At 71.1% G+C, this 18,755-nt stretch carries 17 protein-coding genes; 11 read left to right on the top strand and 6 right to left on the bottom strand.

Annotated features, from left to right (window positions below; all coding sequences use genetic code 11):
• The first annotated feature begins 62 nt into the window (after positions 1-62).
• Complete coding sequence (locus EER30_RS49570; RefSeq protein WP_284699700.1) at positions 63-1,226, top strand: chitosanase; 1,164 nt, start codon at positions 63-65, stop codon at positions 1,224-1,226.
• 58 nt (positions 1,227-1,284) lie between these two features.
• Here the strand turns inward: EER30_RS49570 and EER30_RS04920 are convergent, their stop codons facing one another.
• Positions 1,285-2,442 carry a homogentisate 1,2-dioxygenase gene (locus tag EER30_RS04920; RefSeq protein WP_127498626.1) on the bottom strand — a complete coding sequence of 386 codons (1,158 nt, stop codon included), beginning with the start codon at positions 2,440-2,442 and terminating at the stop codon, positions 1,285-1,287.
• A 97-nt stretch (positions 2,443-2,539) separates the two neighbouring features.
• Between EER30_RS04920 and EER30_RS04915 the strand changes: the two genes are divergently transcribed.
• Genes EER30_RS04915 through EER30_RS04900 form a run of 4 tightly spaced genes read left to right on the top strand, consistent with a single transcriptional unit; the run spans position 2,540 to position 6,066 of the window.
• On the top strand, positions 2,540-3,385 hold the full coding sequence (locus EER30_RS04915; protein ID WP_127498624.1) for a hypothetical protein: 846 nt from the start codon (positions 2,540-2,542) through the stop codon (positions 3,383-3,385).
• On the top strand, positions 3,382-4,479 hold the full coding sequence (locus tag EER30_RS04910) for a fumarylacetoacetate hydrolase family protein (protein ID WP_127498622.1): 1,098 nt from the start codon (positions 3,382-3,384) through the stop codon (positions 4,477-4,479). The genes EER30_RS04915 and EER30_RS04910 overlap by 4 nt, the downstream gene beginning before the upstream one ends.
• A 33-nt stretch (positions 4,480-4,512) precedes the next feature.
• Positions 4,513-4,971, top strand: coding sequence for an SRPBCC family protein (locus EER30_RS04905; RefSeq protein ID WP_127498620.1), 459 nt, complete (start codon positions 4,513-4,515; stop codon positions 4,969-4,971).
• 48 nt (positions 4,972-5,019) lie between these two features.
• Positions 5,020-6,066 carry an outer membrane protein assembly factor BamB family protein gene (locus EER30_RS04900; RefSeq protein ID WP_127498618.1) on the top strand — a complete coding sequence of 349 codons (1,047 nt, stop codon included), beginning with the start codon at positions 5,020-5,022 and terminating at the stop codon, positions 6,064-6,066.
• Here the strand turns inward: EER30_RS04900 and EER30_RS04895 are convergent.
• A complete protein-coding gene (locus EER30_RS04895; RefSeq protein WP_127498616.1) occupies positions 6,059-7,363 on the bottom strand; it encodes an aspartate aminotransferase family protein in 1,305 nt (434 codons plus the stop codon). The two genes, EER30_RS04900 and EER30_RS04895, sit on opposite strands and share 8 nt — an antisense overlap.
• Before the next feature lie 76 nt (positions 7,364-7,439).
• Here EER30_RS04895 and EER30_RS04890 point away from each other — a divergent pair, with 76 nt between their 5' ends.
• Positions 7,440-8,324, top strand: coding sequence for a LysR family transcriptional regulator (locus tag EER30_RS04890; protein WP_127498615.1), 885 nt, complete (start codon positions 7,440-7,442; stop codon positions 8,322-8,324).
• A 45-nt stretch (positions 8,325-8,369) separates the two neighbouring features.
• Here the strand turns inward: EER30_RS04890 and EER30_RS04885 are convergent, their stop codons facing one another.
• Positions 8,370-10,037 carry a fumarate hydratase gene (locus EER30_RS04885; protein ID WP_127498613.1) on the bottom strand — a complete coding sequence of 556 codons (1,668 nt, stop codon included), beginning with the start codon at positions 10,035-10,037 and terminating at the stop codon, positions 8,370-8,372.
• 71 nt (positions 10,038-10,108) lie between these two features.
• Complete coding sequence (locus EER30_RS04880; RefSeq protein ID WP_127498611.1) at positions 10,109-11,413, bottom strand: hypothetical protein; 1,305 nt, start codon at positions 11,411-11,413, stop codon at positions 10,109-10,111.
• 208 nt (positions 11,414-11,621) lie between these two features.
• Here EER30_RS04880 and hppD point away from each other — a divergent pair, with 208 nt between their 5' ends.
• Genes hppD through hisC form a run of 4 tightly spaced genes read left to right on the top strand, consistent with a single transcriptional unit; the run spans position 11,622 to position 15,600 of the window.
• Positions 11,622-12,776: a 4-hydroxyphenylpyruvate dioxygenase gene (gene hppD / locus EER30_RS04875; protein WP_127498609.1), complete on the top strand. Its 1,155-nt coding sequence runs from the start codon at positions 11,622-11,624 to the stop codon at positions 12,774-12,776.
• A 10-nt stretch (positions 12,777-12,786) separates the two neighbouring features.
• The gene (locus EER30_RS04870) at positions 12,787-13,383 is read left to right on the top strand and encodes an RDD family protein (protein ID WP_240669751.1); all 597 of its coding nucleotides are present in this window, start codon (positions 12,787-12,789) and stop codon (positions 13,381-13,383) included.
• Positions 13,380-14,504 carry an RDD family protein gene (locus tag EER30_RS04865; RefSeq protein ID WP_127498607.1) on the top strand — a complete coding sequence of 375 codons (1,125 nt, stop codon included), beginning with the start codon at positions 13,380-13,382 and terminating at the stop codon, positions 14,502-14,504. The genes EER30_RS04870 and EER30_RS04865 overlap by 4 nt, the downstream gene beginning before the upstream one ends.
• Positions 14,505-14,511: 7 nt before the next feature.
• Positions 14,512-15,600 carry a histidinol-phosphate transaminase gene (gene hisC / locus EER30_RS04860; protein ID WP_127498605.1) on the top strand — a complete coding sequence of 363 codons (1,089 nt, stop codon included), beginning with the start codon at positions 14,512-14,514 and terminating at the stop codon, positions 15,598-15,600.
• On the opposite strand, the gene EER30_RS04855 is transcribed toward hisC, so the two are convergent.
• The gene (locus EER30_RS04855) at positions 15,587-16,801 is read right to left on the bottom strand and encodes an MFS transporter (protein ID WP_127499366.1); all 1,215 of its coding nucleotides are present in this window, start codon (positions 16,799-16,801) and stop codon (positions 15,587-15,589) included. The two genes, hisC and EER30_RS04855, sit on opposite strands and share 14 nt — an antisense overlap.
• Before the next feature lie 53 nt (positions 16,802-16,854).
• Between EER30_RS04855 and EER30_RS04850 the strand changes: the two genes are divergently transcribed.
• Positions 16,855-18,003: an ROK family protein gene (locus tag EER30_RS04850; protein WP_127498603.1), complete on the top strand. Its 1,149-nt coding sequence runs from the start codon at positions 16,855-16,857 to the stop codon at positions 18,001-18,003.
• Positions 18,004-18,044: 41 nt separating this feature from the next.
• Here the strand turns inward: EER30_RS04850 and EER30_RS04845 are convergent, their stop codons facing one another.
• Positions 18,045-18,557: a hypothetical protein gene (locus tag EER30_RS04845; protein ID WP_127498602.1), complete on the bottom strand. Its 513-nt coding sequence runs from the start codon at positions 18,555-18,557 to the stop codon at positions 18,045-18,047.
• Between the last annotated feature and the right edge of the window lie 198 nt (positions 18,558-18,755).

The following is an 18,755-nucleotide window of genomic DNA, read 5'->3' as shown; positions in this document are numbered from 1 at the left end:
AACCACCCTCTTCGAGGAGCGTCATGATCCGCGCCAGGAGACTCTTTTACGCTGCCCTGGCGGTGGCCGTCCCCGCCGCCGCCCTCTCCTTCGGACTGTCCCCGGCCAGTGCCGCCACCGTCGGCCCGATCAAGGGCCTGGGCGGCAAATGTGTCGATGTCGCCGGGGCCAGCTCGGCCAACGGAGCCGCCGTGCAGCTCTACGACTGCAACGGCACCACGGCCCAGCAGTGGACCGTCGGCAACTCCGACAACACCATCCGCGCGCTGGGCAAATGCCTCGACGTCACGGCCGCGTCGACGACCAACGGCGCCAAGATTCAGATCTACGACTGCAACGGCACGGCCGCGCAGAAGTGGACGACTTCGGGCAGTGCCCTGGTCAACACCGGCAGCGGCAAGTGCCTCGACGTGACCGACCGCAGCACCGCGAACGGGGCCCGCCTGCAGATCTGGACATGCGCCGGGTCGACGAACCAGGCTTGGACCCTGCCCGGCGGCTCGACCCCGCCGACCAATCCGCCGACGGGAGTGAACTTGGACAACCCGGCGAAGAAGGACGTCGCGATGCAACTCGTCTCGGCGGCCGAGAACTCCTCCCTGGACTGGCGGGCCCAGTTCGGCTACATCGAGGACATCGGCGACGGTCGCGGCTACACGGCCGGCATCATCGGCTTCTGCTCGGGCACCGGCGACATGCTCGAGCTCGTCGAGGCGTACACCGCTTCCGTGCCCGGAAACGTGCTGGCCAAATACCTGCCGGCGCTGCGCAACGTGAACGGCACGGACTCACACGCCGGGCTCGACCCCAACTTCACCAACGACTGGCGGACCGCGGCGAACGACTCGCGCTTCCAGGCGGCGCAGGAGTCGGAGCGCGACCGGGTCTACTTCACCCCCTCGGTGCGCGACGGCAAGAGCGACGGCGTACGGGCTCTCGGGCAGTTCGCCTATTACGACGCGGCCGTCATGCACGGCTACGAGGGCATGCGTCAGATCCGTAGCCGCGCGCTGGCCAAGGCGCGGCCGCCGGCGCAGGGCGGCGACGAGCGGGCCTGGCTCAACGCCTTCCTCGACGAGCGCGTGATCGAGATGAAGAAGGAGGCGGCGCACGAGGACACGACCCGGGTCGACACGGCCCAGCGCCGGTTCCTCAACAACGGCAACTTCGACCTGAACACGCCCCTCGACTTTGCCGTCTACGGGCAGAACTTCCGCATCGGCTGAGCTTTCCGTCCGGGGAAAGAGGCCGGGGCCGCCGACGGGCGCCCCGGCCTCGCTCGCGTTACCGGTTCCAGGTCCAGGCGTACGCCGTGTCCTCCACCGCCAGTGCGGTGTCGCACAGGTCGAGGGGGCGGAACGTGTCGACCATGACCGCCAGCTCGTCGAACGCCTCGACGCCGAGCGCCCGCTCGACCGCGCCCGGCTGCGGCCCGTGGGTGAAGCCGGACGGGTGCAGCGAGATCGACCCCTGCTCGATGCCCGAGCCGCGGCGGGCCTCGTAGTTGCCGCCGGTGTAGAACATCATCTCGTCGGAGTCGACGTTGTGATGGTTGTAGGGCACCGGGATCGCCAGCGGGTGGTAGTCGACCTTGCGCGGCACGAACGAGCAGACCACGAAGTTCGGCCCCTCGAACGTCTGGTGCACCGGCGGCGGCTGGTGCACGCGGCCGGTGATCGGCTCGAAGTCGTGGATCGAGAACGCCCACGGGTAGAGGCAACCGTCCCAGCCGACCACGTCGAACGGGTGCTGGGCGTACACGTGCCTGGTCCACCCGGCGCGGTGCTTGACCAGCACCTCGACGTCGGTCTCGTCGACGACCAGCGGCTCGCTCGGCGCCCGCTGGTCACGCTCGCAGTAGGGCGCGTGCTCGAGGAACTGCCCGCGCACCGAGAGGTAGCGCTTCGGCGGTCCGATGTGGCCGGTCGCCTCGATCGTCAGCATGCGCACCGGCCCGTCCTGCGGCACGATGCGGTGCACCACCGAGGTCGGAATGATCACGTAGTCGCCGGTCGAGGCCTCGAGCGCGCCGAAGCTGGTCTCGATGACGGCCCGGCCGTCCTCGATGTAGAGGCACTCGTCGCCCACGGCGTCGCGATAGAGCGGCGACGGCCGGTCGGCGATCACATAGCCGATGCGCACGTCGTCGTTGGCCAGCAGCGCGCGGCGCCCGAGCACCGCGTCGGCCGGGCCGGCGTCGAGCTTGTGGGTGCGCAGGTGCCGCGGCTTGAGCGGCAGGTTGGGCGAGCGGGAGAGGGCCGGAGCCTCGTGCGTCTCGGCCGACACGATCGCGGTCGGTGGGTACCGGTGATAGAGCAATGACGAATCGGACGAGAAACCTTCCTGCCCCATCAACTCCTCGGAATAGAGCCCGCCGTCCGGGCGCCGGAACTGGGTGTGCCGCTTGTGTGGCACCTCGCCGACGCTGCGGTAGTGCGGCATCGTTGCCTCCCACCTGGTGTCTCGCCTGCTGTCGCGGCAAAACCGATATAGCGGACGTGGTTGTCCGCTTCTCGAAGCGTCTATTAGGTTCGGATTCGTGTCAACGCTGGTTCCTCCGCTCTTCTCCGGGCTGGTGGACGACGCTTGCCTGCTTCCGCCGAGTCCGACGGCAGTGGCCGACGCCGTCGCCAAGCACGCTGAGCACCGTGCGGGCTGGTTCGCCGGACTGCTCGGCCCGCTGCTCGTGCCCGCATCGCTGATCGGCGCCGACCTGCGCGCCCACCACCTTCCGGTCGCGGTCGTCGGCGACGTCAGCGTGAGCGCGTTGCCGATCGCGGTCGAGAAGCTGCGGGCGGCCGACGCTCGCGTGCGGCACATCGAGTCCGCGGTGGCCCGCCGCGGCGAAGATCCGCAGCCCGGACTCGCGGCCCTGCGCGTGCTGGCCGAGGGCGACGACGACCTTCTGGTGTACGCCGAGATCCCGCTGAGCTGGGGTCTGCTCGGCGCCCTCGACACGGTTGCCCAGGCGCGCGCCGACGGTCTGCGCATCGCCCCCAAGTTCCGCGTCGGCGGGCTCGCGGCCGAACTGTTCCCGACCCCGGTCGAGCTGGCCGCCGTGCTCTGCGCCTGCCGCGATCGTGACCTGCCCTTCCGGCTGGCCGCGGGCCTGCGCCACGCCATCCGGCACACCGACCCCGAGACCGGCTTCACCCACCACGGCTTCCTCAACGTGCTCACCGCCGCGGTCACCGCCCACGACGGCAGCGAGGTGGCCGAGGTCGCCGAGGTGCTGGCCGCGACCCACCCGGTGCCGCTGGTCGAGGCGTGCCGGTCGCGTCGCGGCGAGGAGCGGCCCCTCTTCGCCGGGTTCGGCGCGGTCGGCGTGGTCGAGCCGTTGACCGAGCTCGTGCGTCTCGGCCTGATCAACGGAGGCTACGAGTGACCGGGTTCGGGCTCGACAATCTGCCCTACGGCGTGTTCAGCCTGCCGCGCGGGCCGCGGCGACTCGGCGTACGCCTGGGCTCGGCCGTTGTTGATCTGTCGGGCCTGGGCGGTCACCTCGCCGCCGCGTCGCTCAACCCGCTGATGGCGGCCGGTCGTCGGGAGTGGACAGCCGCGCGCGAAGCTGTGGTGGCTCACGTGACCGCCGGGCCGCCGGTGATTCCGCTGCGCGACGTCACCCTGCACCTGCCGTTCGAGGTCGCCGACTACACCGACTTCTATTCGTCCGAGCACCACGCGCGCAACGTCTCCGAGATCCTGCGCCCCGGCTCGCCCGGCCTCCCGCCGCAGTGGAAGCACCTGCCGATCGGCTATCACGGCCGGTCGGCCACCGTGGTCGTCTCGGGTACACCCATCCGGCGACCCTCCGGCCAGATCGCCGAGGGGGTGTTCGGGCCGTCCCGGCGCCTCGACGTCGAGGCCGAGGTGGGCTTCGTGGTCGGGAAACCCGGCCGGCGCATCGCCACCACCGACTTCGCCGAGCACGTCTTCGGCCTCACGCTGGTCAACGACTGGTCGGCCCGCGACCTGCAGGCCTGGGAGTACCGTCCGCTCGGCCCGTTCCTGGCCAAGTCGTTCGCGACCTCGGTGTCGCCCTGGGTCGTGCCGCTCGACGCGCTGGGCGTGGTGGCGCCGCCGCCGCAAGACCCGGCCCCGCTGCCCTACCTGCGGCCCGCCGGGCCCGCCTTCGACCTGCGGCTCACCGTCGAGTGGAACGGCACACCGGTCAGCCGTCCGCCGTTCGCCTCGATGTACTGGACGGCGGCCCAGCAGCTCGCCCACCTGACCAGCAACGGAGCCTCCGTACGCACCGGCGACCTCTACGCCTCGGGAACGGTCTCGGGGCCGGCCCGCGACGAGACCGGCTCCTTCCTCGAACTCACTCGAAACGCCGCCGAACCGGTCAAACTGGCCGACGGGACGCTGCGCGGCTTCCTGGCGAACGTCGACACCGTACGGATCAGCGGCCGGGCTTTTTCGACAGCGGGCGGTGAGATCTCGCTCGGCTCGGTTTCCGGCACCGTCGTGCCCTGACTTGTGTCGTACGGTGTACGCGGGGGTGACGCTATGTCGACGGTCGTGGTGACCCGTCTCATCGACGCGCCGGTCGCGTCGGTGTGGCAGGTGTTCACCGATCTGAGCCGGCGCCGCGAGTGGCTCACCGCCGTCACCCGGGTCGAGGTGCGCAGCCACGGGCCGTTCGGCTCGGGCACGGTCTGGCGCGAGACCCGCAGCATGGCCGACGGCGGCGAGGTCACCGAGGAGTTCCGGGTCCGCGAGTGCGAGGTGCCCGAGAAGTTCGTGGTCACCTCGCCCGGCATCGGGGCCGACTACAACATGACCTATTCGTTCGTGCCGGTCATGTCGGGGCGCCACCGCGGCGGCACGATGGTGACCGTGGTGCAGGAGGGCACGCCGACCGCGCCGGCCGGCCGCATCCTGGCGTTGATCTTCGGGGGTCTGGCCGCCGAGACCGCCGAGGGAGCACTGCGCCGCGACCTGGACGATTTAGCCGCCGTCACCTGACCGGCGGGGTCCGGGCGCCCTGGTGAAGCCGGGCGTTACGCTGCCCGGATGTCCCGGGTGCTGCTGCGATCTCTGGTGGCGCTCGTCCTGACCGCCGTCGCCGTCCTGGTCGGCTGGCGGGTGCTGGGGCCGGCCGAGGTGCGGGCCACCGCGGCCACGCCCTATCCCGAGGACGCCGCTCGCAGCTTCGAGGTCACCGGGCGTACGAATGTGGCGCCCTTGATCGTCGACGGGCGGACCAGGGTCTTCGCGGGCCGGCGGCAGATCCGTGCGGACGGGCCGGTCGACGCCAAGAGCGTGAACACCGCCCGCTGGTCGCTGCGGCGCTGGCCGGCGCAGGTGTCGGGGGTGGTCGCGGCCGGGACGACGGTGGTGAGCCGCTGGTCGGACGGCCTGCTGATCGCGACCGACGCCCGGACCGGCGAGGAGGCCTGGCGGGTTTCGTCGGGCCTGCCGTCCTCGGGGTACGACGGCCATCGCACGGGTGCCTCTACCGTCTGGGCGCCGCCCGGGCTGCACGTCGCCGGCGAATCCGTGCTGGTCAGCGGCGGGGGGCGGCTGTCCGCGTTCCTCGTGTCGAACGGCGCGCGGCGTTGGACGATCACGCTGCCGGCCGGGTGCGGGGACGGGTTCACGACGCGGGGCGGGCAGTACTTCTGCGCGACGGCCGGGTTCGCGGTGAGCTCCGGCGCGCATCTGGAATCGTACGGTAAGGGGCCTTTTGTGCCTTTGGCCTGTGACGTCGCTCTTTCCGGATGCCTGGGGATGCGGAACGCGGCGGGTCAGGATTTTTGGTCCGGCCGACCGGCGCCCCGGCTTTCGGTGCCCGCCGGCGCTCAACTGCTGGGCGTCTCGGCCGGGCGCACCGTCGTGCTGACGGCCGGGCGTCATCTTCGGGTGCTGAGCGCGTCGGGTGCCGTGCTGGCCGACTTTCCGCTGGCCGTCGACCGGGAGCGGCTGACCTGGAAACCGGGGTTGTGGCAGGTGACCGACCGGTGGGTGGCGATCGAGCGCCGCACGGCTGACGGTCCGGCCGATCCGGAGGCGCCCGAGCACTACTTCACCGTTGACACCGTCATCATCGCCGCTATCTGAACGTTGGAGCCACGTCGCCGATCGCCTGGTCGAGGATCTCCAGGCCCAGATCGAGCTCGGCGATCGACGAGGTCAGCGCGGGCGCGATGCGGAAGACGCCGCCCATGCCCGGGAGCTGCACGACGTTCATGTGCAGGCCGAGCTCGAGGCAGCGCCGCGTGACCGCCGCCCCCAGCTCGTCGGACGGCTGCTTGGTCGCCCGGTCGAGCACCAGCTCCAGACCGACCAGCAGACCCCGCCCGCGCACGTCCCCGATCACGTCGTGGCGCTCGCCCAGCGCGGTCAGACCCTTGCTGAGGTACGCCCCCAGCTCCGCGGCCCGCTGGTCCAGGTGTTCTTCCTGCAACACGTCAAGAACGGTGTTGCCGACCGCGGCGACCAGCGGGTCGGAGACGTGCGTCGTGAAGAACAGGAATCCGCGCTCGTGGGCCGTCTGCTCGATCTCGTCGGTGGTCACGACGGCGGCCAGGGGGAGGCCCGCGCCGAGGGTCTTGCTCAGGGTCAGGATGTCGGGGGTGACGCCGTCGCGCTCGAAGGCGTACCAGTCGCCGGTCCTGCACAGACCGGTCTGAGCTTCGTCGAGGATCAGCAGCCCGCCGCGCTCGTGGACCTTGTTCCGCAGTTCTTGGAGACAGCCGGGTGGCAGGTCGAGCACGCCGCCCGAGCTCAGGATCGGCTCGACGATGCAGGCGGCCAGGCTGCCGACCGACTGCGCGTCGAAAAGCTCGAACGAGAAGTCGAGCTGCTGCCGCCAGTCGAGCTCGCCGTCCTCATTCGTGAAATCGGGCCGGTAGGTGTTCGGCGTCGGGATCGCGAAGTTGCCGGGCGCCGCCGGACCGTAGCCCTTGCGCCCCGAGCTGTAGGTGGCGTTCGCGGCGGCCTGGGTCATGCCGTGCCACGACCGCGCGAACGAGATGATCTCGTGGCGGCCGGTGACCAGCTTGGCCATCCGGATGGCGGCCTCGTTCGACTCGGCCCCCGTGGTCAGCAGCAGCACCTTGCTCAAAGGCTCGGGCAGCGACTCGGCCAGCCGTCGGGCCAGCTCGACCACGGGCCGGCTGAGCATGCCGCTGAACAGGTGATCGAGGGTGGCGACCTGGCGCTGCACGGTGGCGACCACCGCCGGGTGCGAGTGCCCGAGGATGGCGCTCATCTGCCCCGACGTGAAGTCGAGCAGGCGGCGGCCCTCGGACGTGAAGACGAAACTGCCATCGGCGCGCTCGATGATCTCGGGGACGAAGCGCCCCGCGCCGGAGTAGCGGACAAGGTGACGCTCGGCGTCGGACCAGAACTCCATGCCCTCGACGCTAGGGTTCGGTTGAGCATCAGGTCCATCTCACATTTCCGGCCACGCTGTTAAGAGGAGCCGCACAGTGACGCTCAATCCGTGGCGCCTGCGACTGCTGGCCGACCTGGCGGCCTACGGGACGGTCCGCGCCGTCGCCCAGCGCGGCAACCTCAGCCCGTCGGCGGTGTCCCAGCAACTCGCCACGCTCGAACGCGAGACCCGTACGGCCCTGCTCGAACGCACCGGACGCCGGGTTCGGCTCACGGCGGCCGGGGTGCTGCTGGCCGGGCGGGCGCGGGAGATCCTGGCGGCGATGGACGCGGCCTCGGCCGAGCTGCGAGGCCTGTCGGACGAACCGGCCGGGACGGTCACGCTGGCGGCGTTCCAGAGCGCGTTGCCGGCCCTGGCCGAGCCGGCCGTCGCCCGCCTGGCGTCCCGCCACCCTCAGGTCACCGTGGCGCTGTGGGAGATGGAACCCCACGAGAGCATGCCGGCCCTGCGCCGAGGCGACGTCGACGTCATCATCACGACGACCGACTTCGCGGGGGCCGAGCTCGACCCGGCGATCGACCTGCTCCAGCTCACGTCGGACGACATCGTGCTGGTGCTGCCGTCAGATCACCCGCTGGCCGCCTCGGACGCCGTCGACCTGCGGGCCTGCGCCGATCAACGCTGGACGTTCGACGTGCGCGGGTCCTACATGTCCGAGCTGGCGACCCGGCTGTGCCGCGAGGCGGGCTTCGAGCCGACGGTGATCTGCCGCTTCAACAACTACATGCTGTCGCTGGGCCACGTCTCGCGCGGCGCGTCGATCGCGCTGCTGCCGAGCCTGGCGGTCGACCCGCGCTCCGACGTGGTCACGCGCCCGCTGAACCCACCGGTCAGCCGCCGGATCATCGCCGCGGCCCGCCGCCCTTCCACGCCCCGGCCCGAGGTCACGGCGGTACTGGCCGCGCTGCGCGGTTCGTGAACAGGAGCACGGGCTCGCTCGTGGAACCGTGCGCTCGGCGCGAGCTCAGGGGCGGCTGCCGATGCGCAGGAGCGGGTTGGGGCGGGTGACGTCGGCGAAGAAGTCGTTGCCCTTGTCGTCGACGACGATGAAGGCGGGGAAGTCCTCCACCTCGATCTTCCACACCGCTTCCATGCCCAGCTCGGGGTATTCGAGCACTTCGACATGGCGGATGCAGTCCTGCGCGAGACGGGCCGCCGGGCCGCCGATCGAGCCCAGGTAGAAGCCGCCGTACGAGTTGCACGCCTGGGTCACCTGCCCGGAGCGGTTGCCCTTGGCCAGCATGACCAGCGAGCCCCCGGCCTTCTGGAAGCGCTCTACATAGGAGTCCATGCGCCCCGCCGTGGTCGGGCCGAACGACCCCGACGCGTACCCCTCGGGGGTCTTGGCCGGGCCGGCGTAGTAGACGGCGTGGTCGCGCATGTACTGCGGCATCGGTTCGCCCGCGTCGAGGCGCTCGGCGATCTTGGCGTGGGCGATGTCGCGGGCCACGACCAGCGGGCCGGTCAGCGACAGGCGGGTCTTGACCGGGTATTTCGACAGCTCTTCGCGGATCTCGGCCATCGGGCGGTTGAGGTCGACCTTCACCACCGGCTCGTCGTCGAAGTCGACCTCGGGCAGGTAGCGCGCCGGGTCGGTCTCGAGCCGTTCCAGCCAGACGCCGGACGGGGTGATCTTGGCGAGGGCCTGGCGGTCGGCCGAGCACGAGACGGCGATCGCGACCGGGCAGGACGCGCCGTGCCGGGGCAGGCGGATCACCCGAACGTCGTGGCAGAAGTAGCGGCCGCCGAACTGGGCGCCGATGCCGAAGTCGCGGGTCAGCTCGAGGACGGCCGCCTCGAGCTCGACGTCGCGGAAGCCGTGGGCCGACATCGTGCCGTGGCGGGGCAGGTTGTCGAGGTATTTCGCACTGGCCAGCTTGGCGGTCTTCAACGCGTACTCGGCGCTGGTGCCGCCGATGACCACGGCCAGGTGGTAGGGCGGGCAGGCCGACGTGCCGATCAGGCGCAGCTTCTCGTCCAGGAACTCCATCATGCGCGCCGGGTTCAGCAGCGCCTTGGTCTCCTGGTAGAGGTAGCTCTTGTTGGCCGAGCCGCCGCCCTTGGCCATGAAGAGGAACTTGTACGCGTCGGGGGCGCCGCCCGGGTCTTCGGCGTAGAGCTCGATCTGGGCCGGAAGATTCGAGCCGGTGTTGCGCTCGTCCCACATGGTGAGCGGCGCAAGCTGCGAATAGCGCAGATTCAGACGGGTGTACGCCTGGTAGACGCCCTGGGCGATGGCTTCCTCATCGGTCCCGTCGGTGAGCACGTGGCGCCCGCGCTTGCCCATCACGATCGCGGTGCCGGTGTCTTGGCACATCGGGAGCACGCCGCCGGCCGCGATGTTCGCGTTGCGCAGCAGGTCGAGCGCCACGAACCGGTCGTTCGGCGACGCCTTCGGGTCGTCGATGATCGCCCTGAGCTGGGAGAGGTGCGCCGGGCGCAGGTAGTGCGCGATGTCGTGCATGGCCTCGGCGGTGAGCTGGGTCATCACGGCCGGGTCGACGGTCAGGAACCGCCGGCCGCCCGGGCCGTGCACGACGTCGACGCCCTCGTCGGTGACCAGGCGGTAGTCGGTCGGGTCGTCGCCGAGGGGCAACAGCGGCGAATACGAGAATGCGGCGCCTCTGCTCATGAGCGGCAAGCCTAGGACAGGCTCCTCATCCTGTGCGAACCGATCCCGCCTGTGGACACATACCATTTCGGTCAAGCAAACGGGAGATAGGCCATGTCGCGCCCCGAGACGGCGATCAGGCCGTCCGGTCCGACCGCGAAGACCTCGGCATCCGTACGCAGGTCGGCCAGCACCCGCCCGCTGCCGGGCACGACGGCCACGACCCGGTCGGGCTTGCGGCTGGTGATGACCACGGCGTACGGGGTGAGGGCCGCCGATCCGCTGGCCACGACCGGCCGGGTCCAGGTCACCTTGCGCCGGCTGAAACCGAAACCGCGCAGCGTACGCCCGTCCGCGCTGCGGATCACCGCGGAAGTGTCGTCGACCGCGAGCACGGTCTCCCCCTTCGCACCGCGCCACAGCACCCGCCCGTCGTGCGCCGCCAGCAACTCCTGCCGGCCGGTCGGGTCGACGCCGAGCACGACGTCGTCTCCGCCCGCCGGATCGTGTTCCTGCTTGCAGTTCGAGCCGTTGTCGGCCGTACGCAGGTTGAGCCCCTCGCGCCGCCACACCACCCCGGAACGCGGCGGGTCGGTCGCCACCACGCCGTAATAGCAGGTGCCGTCCTGTGCTGTGCCCGTCACGGTGAGCACCCGTCCCCCGGCGATCGCGACCCGCTGGTCGAGGCCGGGCTCGGCGATCTGCACGACCTTGCCGGAGGCCGTGTCGATCACGCGGACCTTCTTGTCGTCGGGCAGCCCGATCAGGCTCGGCATCAGTCGTGGCCGGGCCACGTCGGCGTCCACCCGGTCGCCGGTGAGCTGGCGGGTGTCGGGCAGCTCGGGGTTGGCCGCGTTGAGCACGAATCCGATGCCGCCCGTGTCGACGGTCCACAGCGGCGTCGCCCCGCGCGGCGCCCACGCGGTCAGCTGGCAGTCCCCGCCCTTGGCGCAGTGCAGGTCGAGCAGCGCGTTGCGATAGGTCCAGACGGCGGTGGCCTCGGTGTCGGCGCGCAGCACGGAACCGTTGCGCGGGTCGAGCACCTGATAGCCCTTGGTCAGCAGCCGCCCGGTCGCGACCACGGCCTCGTTGCCGGTGCCGGAGACCGCGGCCCAGTCGGCGTCGCTGTCCCAGAGCTTCACCCCGGCGGTCAGCCCGTACGCCTCGACGGACGTGCGGTATTCGACGACGACCGCGTCACCGGCGATCGCGACGCTCTGCGGGCTGCCCCCGATGGTCTGCTGCCAGCGGGCGGCTCCGCCGGCGATCGGCTCGCTTGTGTTGACCCAGGTCCAGACCTGGGGCCACGGATTCCACACGCCGGTGGTGGCCAGCACGATCACGACGACGATCGCGACCAGCGAGAACCCCTTGAAGGAGCGGCCACCCGACGCCATGCGCGACACGCTAACCAGGTCAATCACCCGGACGATGGACGTCTATTCGCCCGTGTCGATGGCATTTGCCGGATATTTCGGTCATGGAGGCCGTCCTGTTGTGCAAGTTGCACCTTCGGACCGGCGCCGCGCGCACCGGACCGGGCAGCCTGCCCAGGAGCGCGAGCACATCTTGTATCAGTGCTGTGACCTGCGACAACCTCTGTCAATGACGCAGACGATGGCTCACGAGACCCGCACCGACGACGTCTTTCCCGTCAAGGGCGTCGACCACCTGAAGTTCCTCGTGGGCAACGCGAAGCAGGCGGCCCACTTCTATTCCACCGCATTCGGCATGAAATGCGTGGCCTACCGCGGTCCCGAGCAGGGCTTCCGCGACCACGCCGAATACGTCCTGGTCAGCGGCGGAGCCCGGTTCGTGCTGGTCGGTGCGGTGCACGCGACCGCGCCCGGCGCCGACCACGTGACCCGCCACGGCGACGGCATCCAGGACATCGCGATCGAGGTGCCCGACGTCGACAAGGCGTACGCCCACGCGGTGACCTCCGGCGCGCGCGGCGTGACCGAGCCGCACGACCTCAAGGACGAGCACGGCACCGTCCGCGTCGCGGCCATCGCGACGTACGGGGACACCGTGCACACGCTGATCGACCGCTCGGGCTACGACGGCCCGTTCCTGCCCGGCTTCGTGGCCCGCGACCCGATCGTCGACCGCCAGCCCGCCATCGACGCCGGCCTGCAGCCCAAGCGCTTCTTCCAGGCCGTCGACCACGTGGTCGGCAACGTCGAGCTCGGCAAGATGGACGAGTGGGTGGCCTTCTACGGCAAGGTCATGGGCTTCACCAACATGGCCGAGTTCATCGGCGACGACATCGCCACCGACTACTCCGCGCTGATGTCGAAGGTCGTCGCGGACGGCACCCGCAAGGTCAAGTTCCCGCTCAACGAGCCGGCCGTCTCGCAGCGCAAGTCGCAGATCGACGAATACCTCGAGTTCTACGGCGGCCCGGGCGCCCAGCACGTCGCGGTGGCCACCAACGACATCCTGGCCAGCGTCGACGCGATGCGGGCGGCCGGCGTCGAGTTCCTGAACACGCCCGACTCGTACTACGACGACCCCGAGCTGCGCGCCCGCATCGGCAACGTCCGCGTGCCGATCGAGGAGCTCAAGAAGCGCAAGATCCTGGTCGACCGGGACGAGGACGGCTACCTGCTGCAGATCTTCACCGCGCCGGTGCAGGACCGCCCGACGGTCTTCTTCGAGCTGATCGAGCGGCACGGCTCCCTCGGCTTCGGCAAGGGCAACTTCAAGGCCCTGTTCGAGGCGATCGAGCGGGAACAGGAACGTCGCGGCAATCTGTGACACTGATCGCGTGACCCAGCCTTCGGGGTACGGGCCGCCCGCCGGCTCGTACCCGCCGCCCTATCCCCACGCCCCCTACCCCATGTGGCAACCGCCACCGCCGCCGCTGAGCCCGGGCGGCGTTCCCCTCGCCGAATTCAGCCAGCGCCTGCTGGCGTACATGATCGATGGGGCCCTGCTCACGGCAGTGGCCCTCGTCGTGGCCCTCCCGGCCCTCTTCGTGCTGATCAGCCAGATTCCCGAGCCGGATCCCTATGCCGACTTCGATACCGTCTTCAACGAGTTCTTCCTGCCTGTCCTGCTGCTCGAGCTGGGCCTTTTCGCGCTCCTGCTGCTGCTCTACTACGTCTACGCGGTCGAGATCATGCACCGCACGGGGCAGACCCTCGGCAAGAAGGCGATGAAGATCAGGGTGGTGCCGATCGATCCCTCGCGGCGGCTCACCCGCGGCATGGCGGCCAAGCGCTACCTCGTCGAATACCTGGCCGGATCGTTCGTGCCGTTCTTCAGCTACCTCGACGGGCTGTGGCAGCTCTGGGACAAGCCCTACCAGCAGACCCTGCACGACAAGGCCGCTCAAACCGTGGTCGTTAAGGTTTCTTCATGAGCTCGCTCCCCGCCGGTTGGTACAAAGACCCGGCCGACCCCGACACCCAGCGTTACTGGGACGGTGAGGGCTGGCTCGGCAAGGCCATCCCGGCCGACGCGGTGCCGCCGGACGGCCCGCCACCGGTCGAGGAGCCGGCCGACGCCTCGCCCACCCCCGCCGCACCGGCCTCCCCTGTTCCGCCGGCCCCCGCGGCCGGGCCGCCCGCCTGGGGACAGCAGCAGCCTCCTTGGGGTCAGCAGCCGCCGTGGGGTCAGCAGGCGCCACCCCCGGCGGCCGGATGGCAGCAGCCGCCGCCCGGATGGCAGCCCGCGCCGGGGCAGCAGCCGCCGCCGGGGTGGCAGCCCGCGCCGGGGCAGCAGCCACCCGCCGGTCAGCAGCAGCCGCCGCCCGGGTGGCAGCCGCCTCCGGGATGGCAGCCGCCGCCCGGGTGGCAGCAGATGCCGCCCGCCATGCGCGCCGGGATGTACCCGACCGTGCAGGCGCGCCCCCACGGCTACGCCCTGGCCGGGCTCGGCCCACGCCTGGTCGCCCGCCTCCTCGACATCCTCGCCGTGCTGCTGCTCAACGTGGTCGTGAACGGCTGGTTCGGCTACCAGCTGGCCAAAGAGTTCGTTCCGCTCTACCGGGCCACCCTCGACAACATGGCGAACGGCGGCAGCGCCCTCGACGTGCAGGGCACCGGCCGCATGGACGGACTGATCTGGGCCATCCTGATCATCGCGACCCTGCTCTGGCTGCTCTACGAGGCACCCGCGATCGGCAGCAGCGGCCAGACGCTGGGCAAGCGCATCATGCGGATCAAGGTCGTCGCGGTCGAGAACACCGAACCGCTGGGCTTCGGGCGGGCGTTCGGTCGCTGGGCCCGGCTCGGTCTGTGGACCCCGGCCTGGGGCTGCGCCGGCATCGGCTTCGTACTGCAGCTCATCGACTGCGTCTCGCCGGTCTTCGACCAGCAGCTCCGCCAGGCCTTCCACGACAAGACGGCACGCACGGTCGTGATCGCGCTGCCGCCCGACGACAGGCAACCGGTCGACGCCACCAGCGGCAGCGGTGGCAACGGCACAAGAGAAGCCAATCCAACCACCCCGCCCACCACCCATAACCGGACGGAAGGCTGAGCCCCTCATGAATCCCCGCCTGACCCGCGCCGACCTCGACGGCCTTCCCGCCTACGTCCCCGGGCGCAACCTCGCCGACCTGACCCGCGAGCTCGGCATCGCCGAGGCGATCAAGCTGGCCAGCAACGAGGTTCCGTACGGTCCCCTGCCCGGGGTGGCCGAGGCGGTGGCCGACGCGATGCTCGCCTCGCACCGCTACCCCGACATGGGCGCGGTCGAGCTGCGGGACGCGCTGGCCGAGCGTCTGGGCGTGACCGCCGAGCACGTCGTGACCGGCTGCGGGTCGGTGGCGCTGGCCGAGATCCTGGTGAAGGCGACCTGCCTGCCGGGCGACGAGGTCGTCTACGCGTGGCGCTCCTTCGAGGCATACCCGATCATCACGGCCGGTGCGGGCGTGACCAGCGTGCGGGTGCCGAACACCGAGGACCACGAGCACGACCTCGACGCGATGGCGGCGGCGATCACCGAGCGCACGCGGCTCGTCTTCGTCTGCAACCCGAACAACCCGACCGGCACGGCCGTACGCAAGGTCGAGCTCGACCGCTTCATCGCGTCGGTCCCCTCCGACGTGCTGATCGTGCTCGACGAGGCGTACCGGGAACTGGTCGACGACCCTGACGTGCCGGACGGCGTCGAGACGTACGGCGACCGGCACAACGTGCTGGTGCTGCGCACGATGAGCAAGGCGTGGGGGCTGGCCGGCCTGCGCATGGGCTACCTGGTGGCCCAGCCCGAGGTCGCGAACGCCATCCGCAAGGTGCTGACGCCGTTCTCGACCAGCCTCGTCGCCCAGGCGGCGGCGCTGGCGGCCCTGGCTCAGGAAGAAGAGGTGCGCCGCCGCTGCGCCCTCGTGGTCACCGAACGCGAACGCGTCACCGAGGCGCTGCGCGCGGCCGGCGTGAACGTGCCGAGCAGCCAGGCCAACTTCGTGTGGCTGCCGCTGGGCGACCGGTCGGTGCCGTTCGCCCAGGTCTGCGAGTCGCGCGGCGTGATCGTGCGACCGTTCCAGACCGACGGCGTACGGGTCACGATCGGCACCGCCGACGAGAACGACGCCTTCCTCGCGGCGGCGGAAGTGGCCCTCAAGGGCTGGTGAGTTGCGCCTCGGTCCGGTGGTGGTCCTCCTCGCTCAGCCGAGCGGGGAAGACCCTCCGGCCGAGGGTCGCGACCAGCACCACCGCGGCGATCGCGAGCACGGCGGTCACCAACGGCAGCACCCCCAGGTGACCGGCGCGCACCATGCGCTCGCCGAGGAACGCGCCGCCGCCGATCCCGATCTGGAACGCGACGACGTAGAGGGCCGAGGCCGCGTCCCGGGCGCGCGGGGCGATGCGCAGTGGCGCGGCGGCCAGCAGCACCGGAATGGCGGTGAACGCGCCGCCCCAGAGCAGCGTGACCAGCACGGTCGGCACCAGCCCGAGCACCGGGGCGAGCAGCGCGGCCGAGACCGCCAGCACGGCCAGCAGGGCGACGAGCATCGTCCCGGGCCGCCGGTCGACCTGCCGCCCGACCGCGAAGTTCGTGATCAGCCCGACGAAGCCGTAGCCCAGCAGCAGCGCGCTCAGACCCGCGCCTTCCAGCCCGGCGTCCCGGCGCACCAGCGGCGCGATGTAGGTGTATGCCGCGAAGTGGCCGATCACCAGCACGGCGGTGATCACGCAGAGCATCAGCACCTGCGGGTCGCGGGCGATCGCGACGGCCGCCCTGAGCTGAGCGCCGGCACGCATGGCCAGGTCGTGCGGCCGGGGCTGGAGCTTCGGCAGCACCCGCAGCAGCACCAGCACGCAGACCGCGCCACCGACGGCCATCGCGCCGACCGCCACCCGCCAGCCGAGCCACTGACCCAGCGCAGTGCCGAGCGGGACGCCGAGCACGATGGCCAGCGAATTGCCGACGAAGACCAGCGCGGTCGCCCGGCCGGCCTGCCCCGGCGGCGCCAGGCGCGCGGTGACCGGCCCGATCACCGACCAGAAGACGCCGTGGGCCAGCGCGCAGATCAGCCGGGCCAGCACGAGCACCGTGAACGTCGGGGCGAAGGTGGCCGCGGCCTGCGAGACCACGAAGATCGCTACCGTGACCGCGATCAGCGTGTGCCGTGGCACCCGCATGGTCAGCGCGGTCAACGGGATCGTGCTGACCCCCGCCACGACCGCATAACTGGTCAGCAGCAGCCCGACGTGAGCCTCCGGTACGTCGAGGCCGACGGCGATCTCGGGCAGCAGGCCGACCGGGAGCGTCTCGGCCGTGACGTAGAAGAAGGCGGAGGCGCCGAGGGCGGCCAATGCCGGGCGGTTCATGGTCACCCCGGCAGAATAAGCTCTTTGGCAGAGCAAAAAGAAGGGAGGCGACTGTGACGACCCGCTCAGCCGGGCTGCTGCGGGTGGCCCACGCCCACCCCGGCGTCACCCGCGCCGACGCCGCCCGCCTGCTGGGCATCGGCACCGGCGCGGCCACCGAACTGGTCGCCCGCCTCTCCCGATCCGAGCTGCTGGCCGAGGCCCCGGCCGCCCCGAGCGGCGCGCGTGGCCGCCCGACCACGGCCCTGGTGCCCCACCCGTCGGGCCCGCTCGTGCTGGCCGCCGAGATCACCCACGAGTCGTGGCGCCTCGACGTGGTCGAGCTGGGCGGCCGCACGCTGACCTCGGTCACCGCCGGCCACGGGGGCGCGAGGTGGGCCGAGGTCGCCGCCGCGGTCACCGCGGCGATCGCCGAGCTTCACGAGGCGTACGCGGGAAGGTTGCGGGCGATGGGCGTCTCGGCCCCCGGCACCGTCTCCCCGGAGTTCCGCCTCGACGCCACGAACCTGGGCTGGCACGACGTCGCCCTGACCGACCTGTGGCCCGGCGCGCTGACCGACCTCTGGCCCGGCGCTTTGGTTGGCACGCCCGTTTTCGTGGCCGGCAACGACGCCAGCCTCGCCGCGGCCGCCGAGTCGGCCCGAGGCGCGGCGGTCGGCGCCTCCGTGGCCGTGCACGTGCGCATCGAGGGCGGTCTCGGCGGCGCGATCGTCGACCAGGGCCGCCTGATCACCGGCGCCACCGGCACGAGCGGCGAATTCGGCCACATGCCCTTCGGTGACCCGGCCGTCACCTGCCCGTGCGGCGCCCGCGGCTGCTGGGGAACCGCCGTCGACGGCACGGCCATGGCCCGCTTCCTCGGCCAACCCGCGCCGCGCGACCCCGTCACCTACGCCCGCAGGGTCATCGCCTCAACCGCCCCCGCTGATCGAGCCGCCGTGACCGCCGCCGCGGCAGCCCTGGGCCGAGGCCTGGCCGGCCTGGTCAACGGCCTCGACGCCGACCTGATCACCCTGGGCAGCGTCGCCGCCGATCTGCTGGCCGCGGCCCCCACCGAACTCGACGCGGCCTATCGCTCCGGCCTGATGACCATCCGCCGCGAATCGCCCCCGCCGCTGCTTCGCGCAGCCCTCGGCCCCGACGGCCCCATCGCGGGCGCCGCCGAACTGGCCTGGTCGAATCTTCTTCTCACGATCGGATAGCTCGAATCGGCGACAGAGACGGGAACAAGACCAGCCGCGGATCAGGTAGCGGCGCAGTAGCCGGCTACCGGGCTCAGCCATTCCTTGAACTGGCCCTCGATCGTCGAGTTCAGGTCTTTCAGGGTCTTGACCTTGTTGATGTAGCCGCGGTTGGCCGCGCTCGCCTCGAGCTTCGCCGCCGAGGTCAGGCCCGCGGCCTTGAACTCGGGGTTCTCCGCCTGGGCGGTCTCGTTGCGGATCTTGGCGGCCACCTGCTTGAGCTCGGTCACCGCGACGGCCTCGGCCTTCTTGGCCTCGGCGGTCTGCTTCGCCTCGCGATAGGTGATCGTCTTGCCCAGGGCGGCGCCGAAGTCGCGCAGTTCGACGGTGTAGACGCTCTGCAGCTTGCCGCAGATGACCTTGGTGTTGGCCGAGTAGTCCGGCGGGGGCGGTGAGCTGCTCGGTGCGGTCGTCTCGGGAGCGGCGGTCGCTGAGGGGTCCTTCGCGTCGCTGTCGCAGGCAGCGCCGGTCAGCAGGAGGCCACCGGCCAGCACGGCCAGAAGGGCGCGTCGCATGAGGTGATCCTGTTCGGTAGGGGACGGGGCACGCCTCGCCGACGTTACGTTCCGGCGGCGTCATCGTCCAACCCACAGTGATCAGCAAGATACGAACAGCCCGTTCGCGCGTGCCGCGCGAACGGGCTGCACGTCCCCCGTAAACCGTGCGCCGCCGCACCGAGCTGGGGCGATGTCGGAGCATCCACGATGCGGCGG

It is taken from the genome of Actinoplanes solisilvae (genome assembly GCF_003999975.1).
GTDB lineage: Bacteria > Actinomycetota > Actinomycetes > Mycobacteriales > Micromonosporaceae > Actinoplanes > Actinoplanes solisilvae.
This window is presented reverse-complemented; position numbering and strand designations above follow the sequence as displayed.

Excerpts from the sequence above, each read along its gene's own strand:
- EER30_RS04920 (WP_127498626.1), bottom strand. The coding sequence starts at position 2,442 with ATGCCGCACTACCGCAGCGTCGGCGAGGTGCCACACAAGCGGCACACC.
- EER30_RS04905 (WP_127498620.1), top strand. The coding sequence starts at position 4,513 with ATGTCGACGGTCGTGGTGACCCGTCTCATCGACGCGCCGGTCGCGTCG.
- EER30_RS04900 (WP_127498618.1), top strand. The coding sequence starts at position 5,020 with ATGTCCCGGGTGCTGCTGCGATCTCTGGTGGCGCTCGTCCTGACCGCC.
- EER30_RS04895 (WP_127498616.1), bottom strand. The coding sequence starts at position 7,363 with ATGGAGTTCTGGTCCGACGCCGAGCGTCACCTTGTCCGCTACTCCGGC.
- EER30_RS04885 (WP_127498613.1), bottom strand. The coding sequence starts at position 10,037 with ATGAGCAGAGGCGCCGCATTCTCGTATTCGCCGCTGTTGCCCCTCGGC.
- EER30_RS04880 (WP_127498611.1), bottom strand. The coding sequence starts at position 11,413 with ATGGCGTCGGGTGGCCGCTCCTTCAAGGGGTTCTCGCTGGTCGCGATC.
- hppD (WP_127498609.1), top strand. The coding sequence starts at position 11,622 with ATGACGCAGACGATGGCTCACGAGACCCGCACCGACGACGTCTTTCCC.
- EER30_RS04865 (WP_127498607.1), top strand. The coding sequence starts at position 13,380 with ATGAGCTCGCTCCCCGCCGGTTGGTACAAAGACCCGGCCGACCCCGAC.
- hisC (WP_127498605.1), top strand. The coding sequence starts at position 14,512 with ATGAATCCCCGCCTGACCCGCGCCGACCTCGACGGCCTTCCCGCCTAC.
- EER30_RS04855 (WP_127499366.1), bottom strand. The coding sequence starts at position 16,801 with ATGAACCGCCCGGCATTGGCCGCCCTCGGCGCCTCCGCCTTCTTCTAC.
- EER30_RS04845 (WP_127498602.1), bottom strand. The coding sequence starts at position 18,557 with ATGCGACGCGCCCTTCTGGCCGTGCTGGCCGGTGGCCTCCTGCTGACC.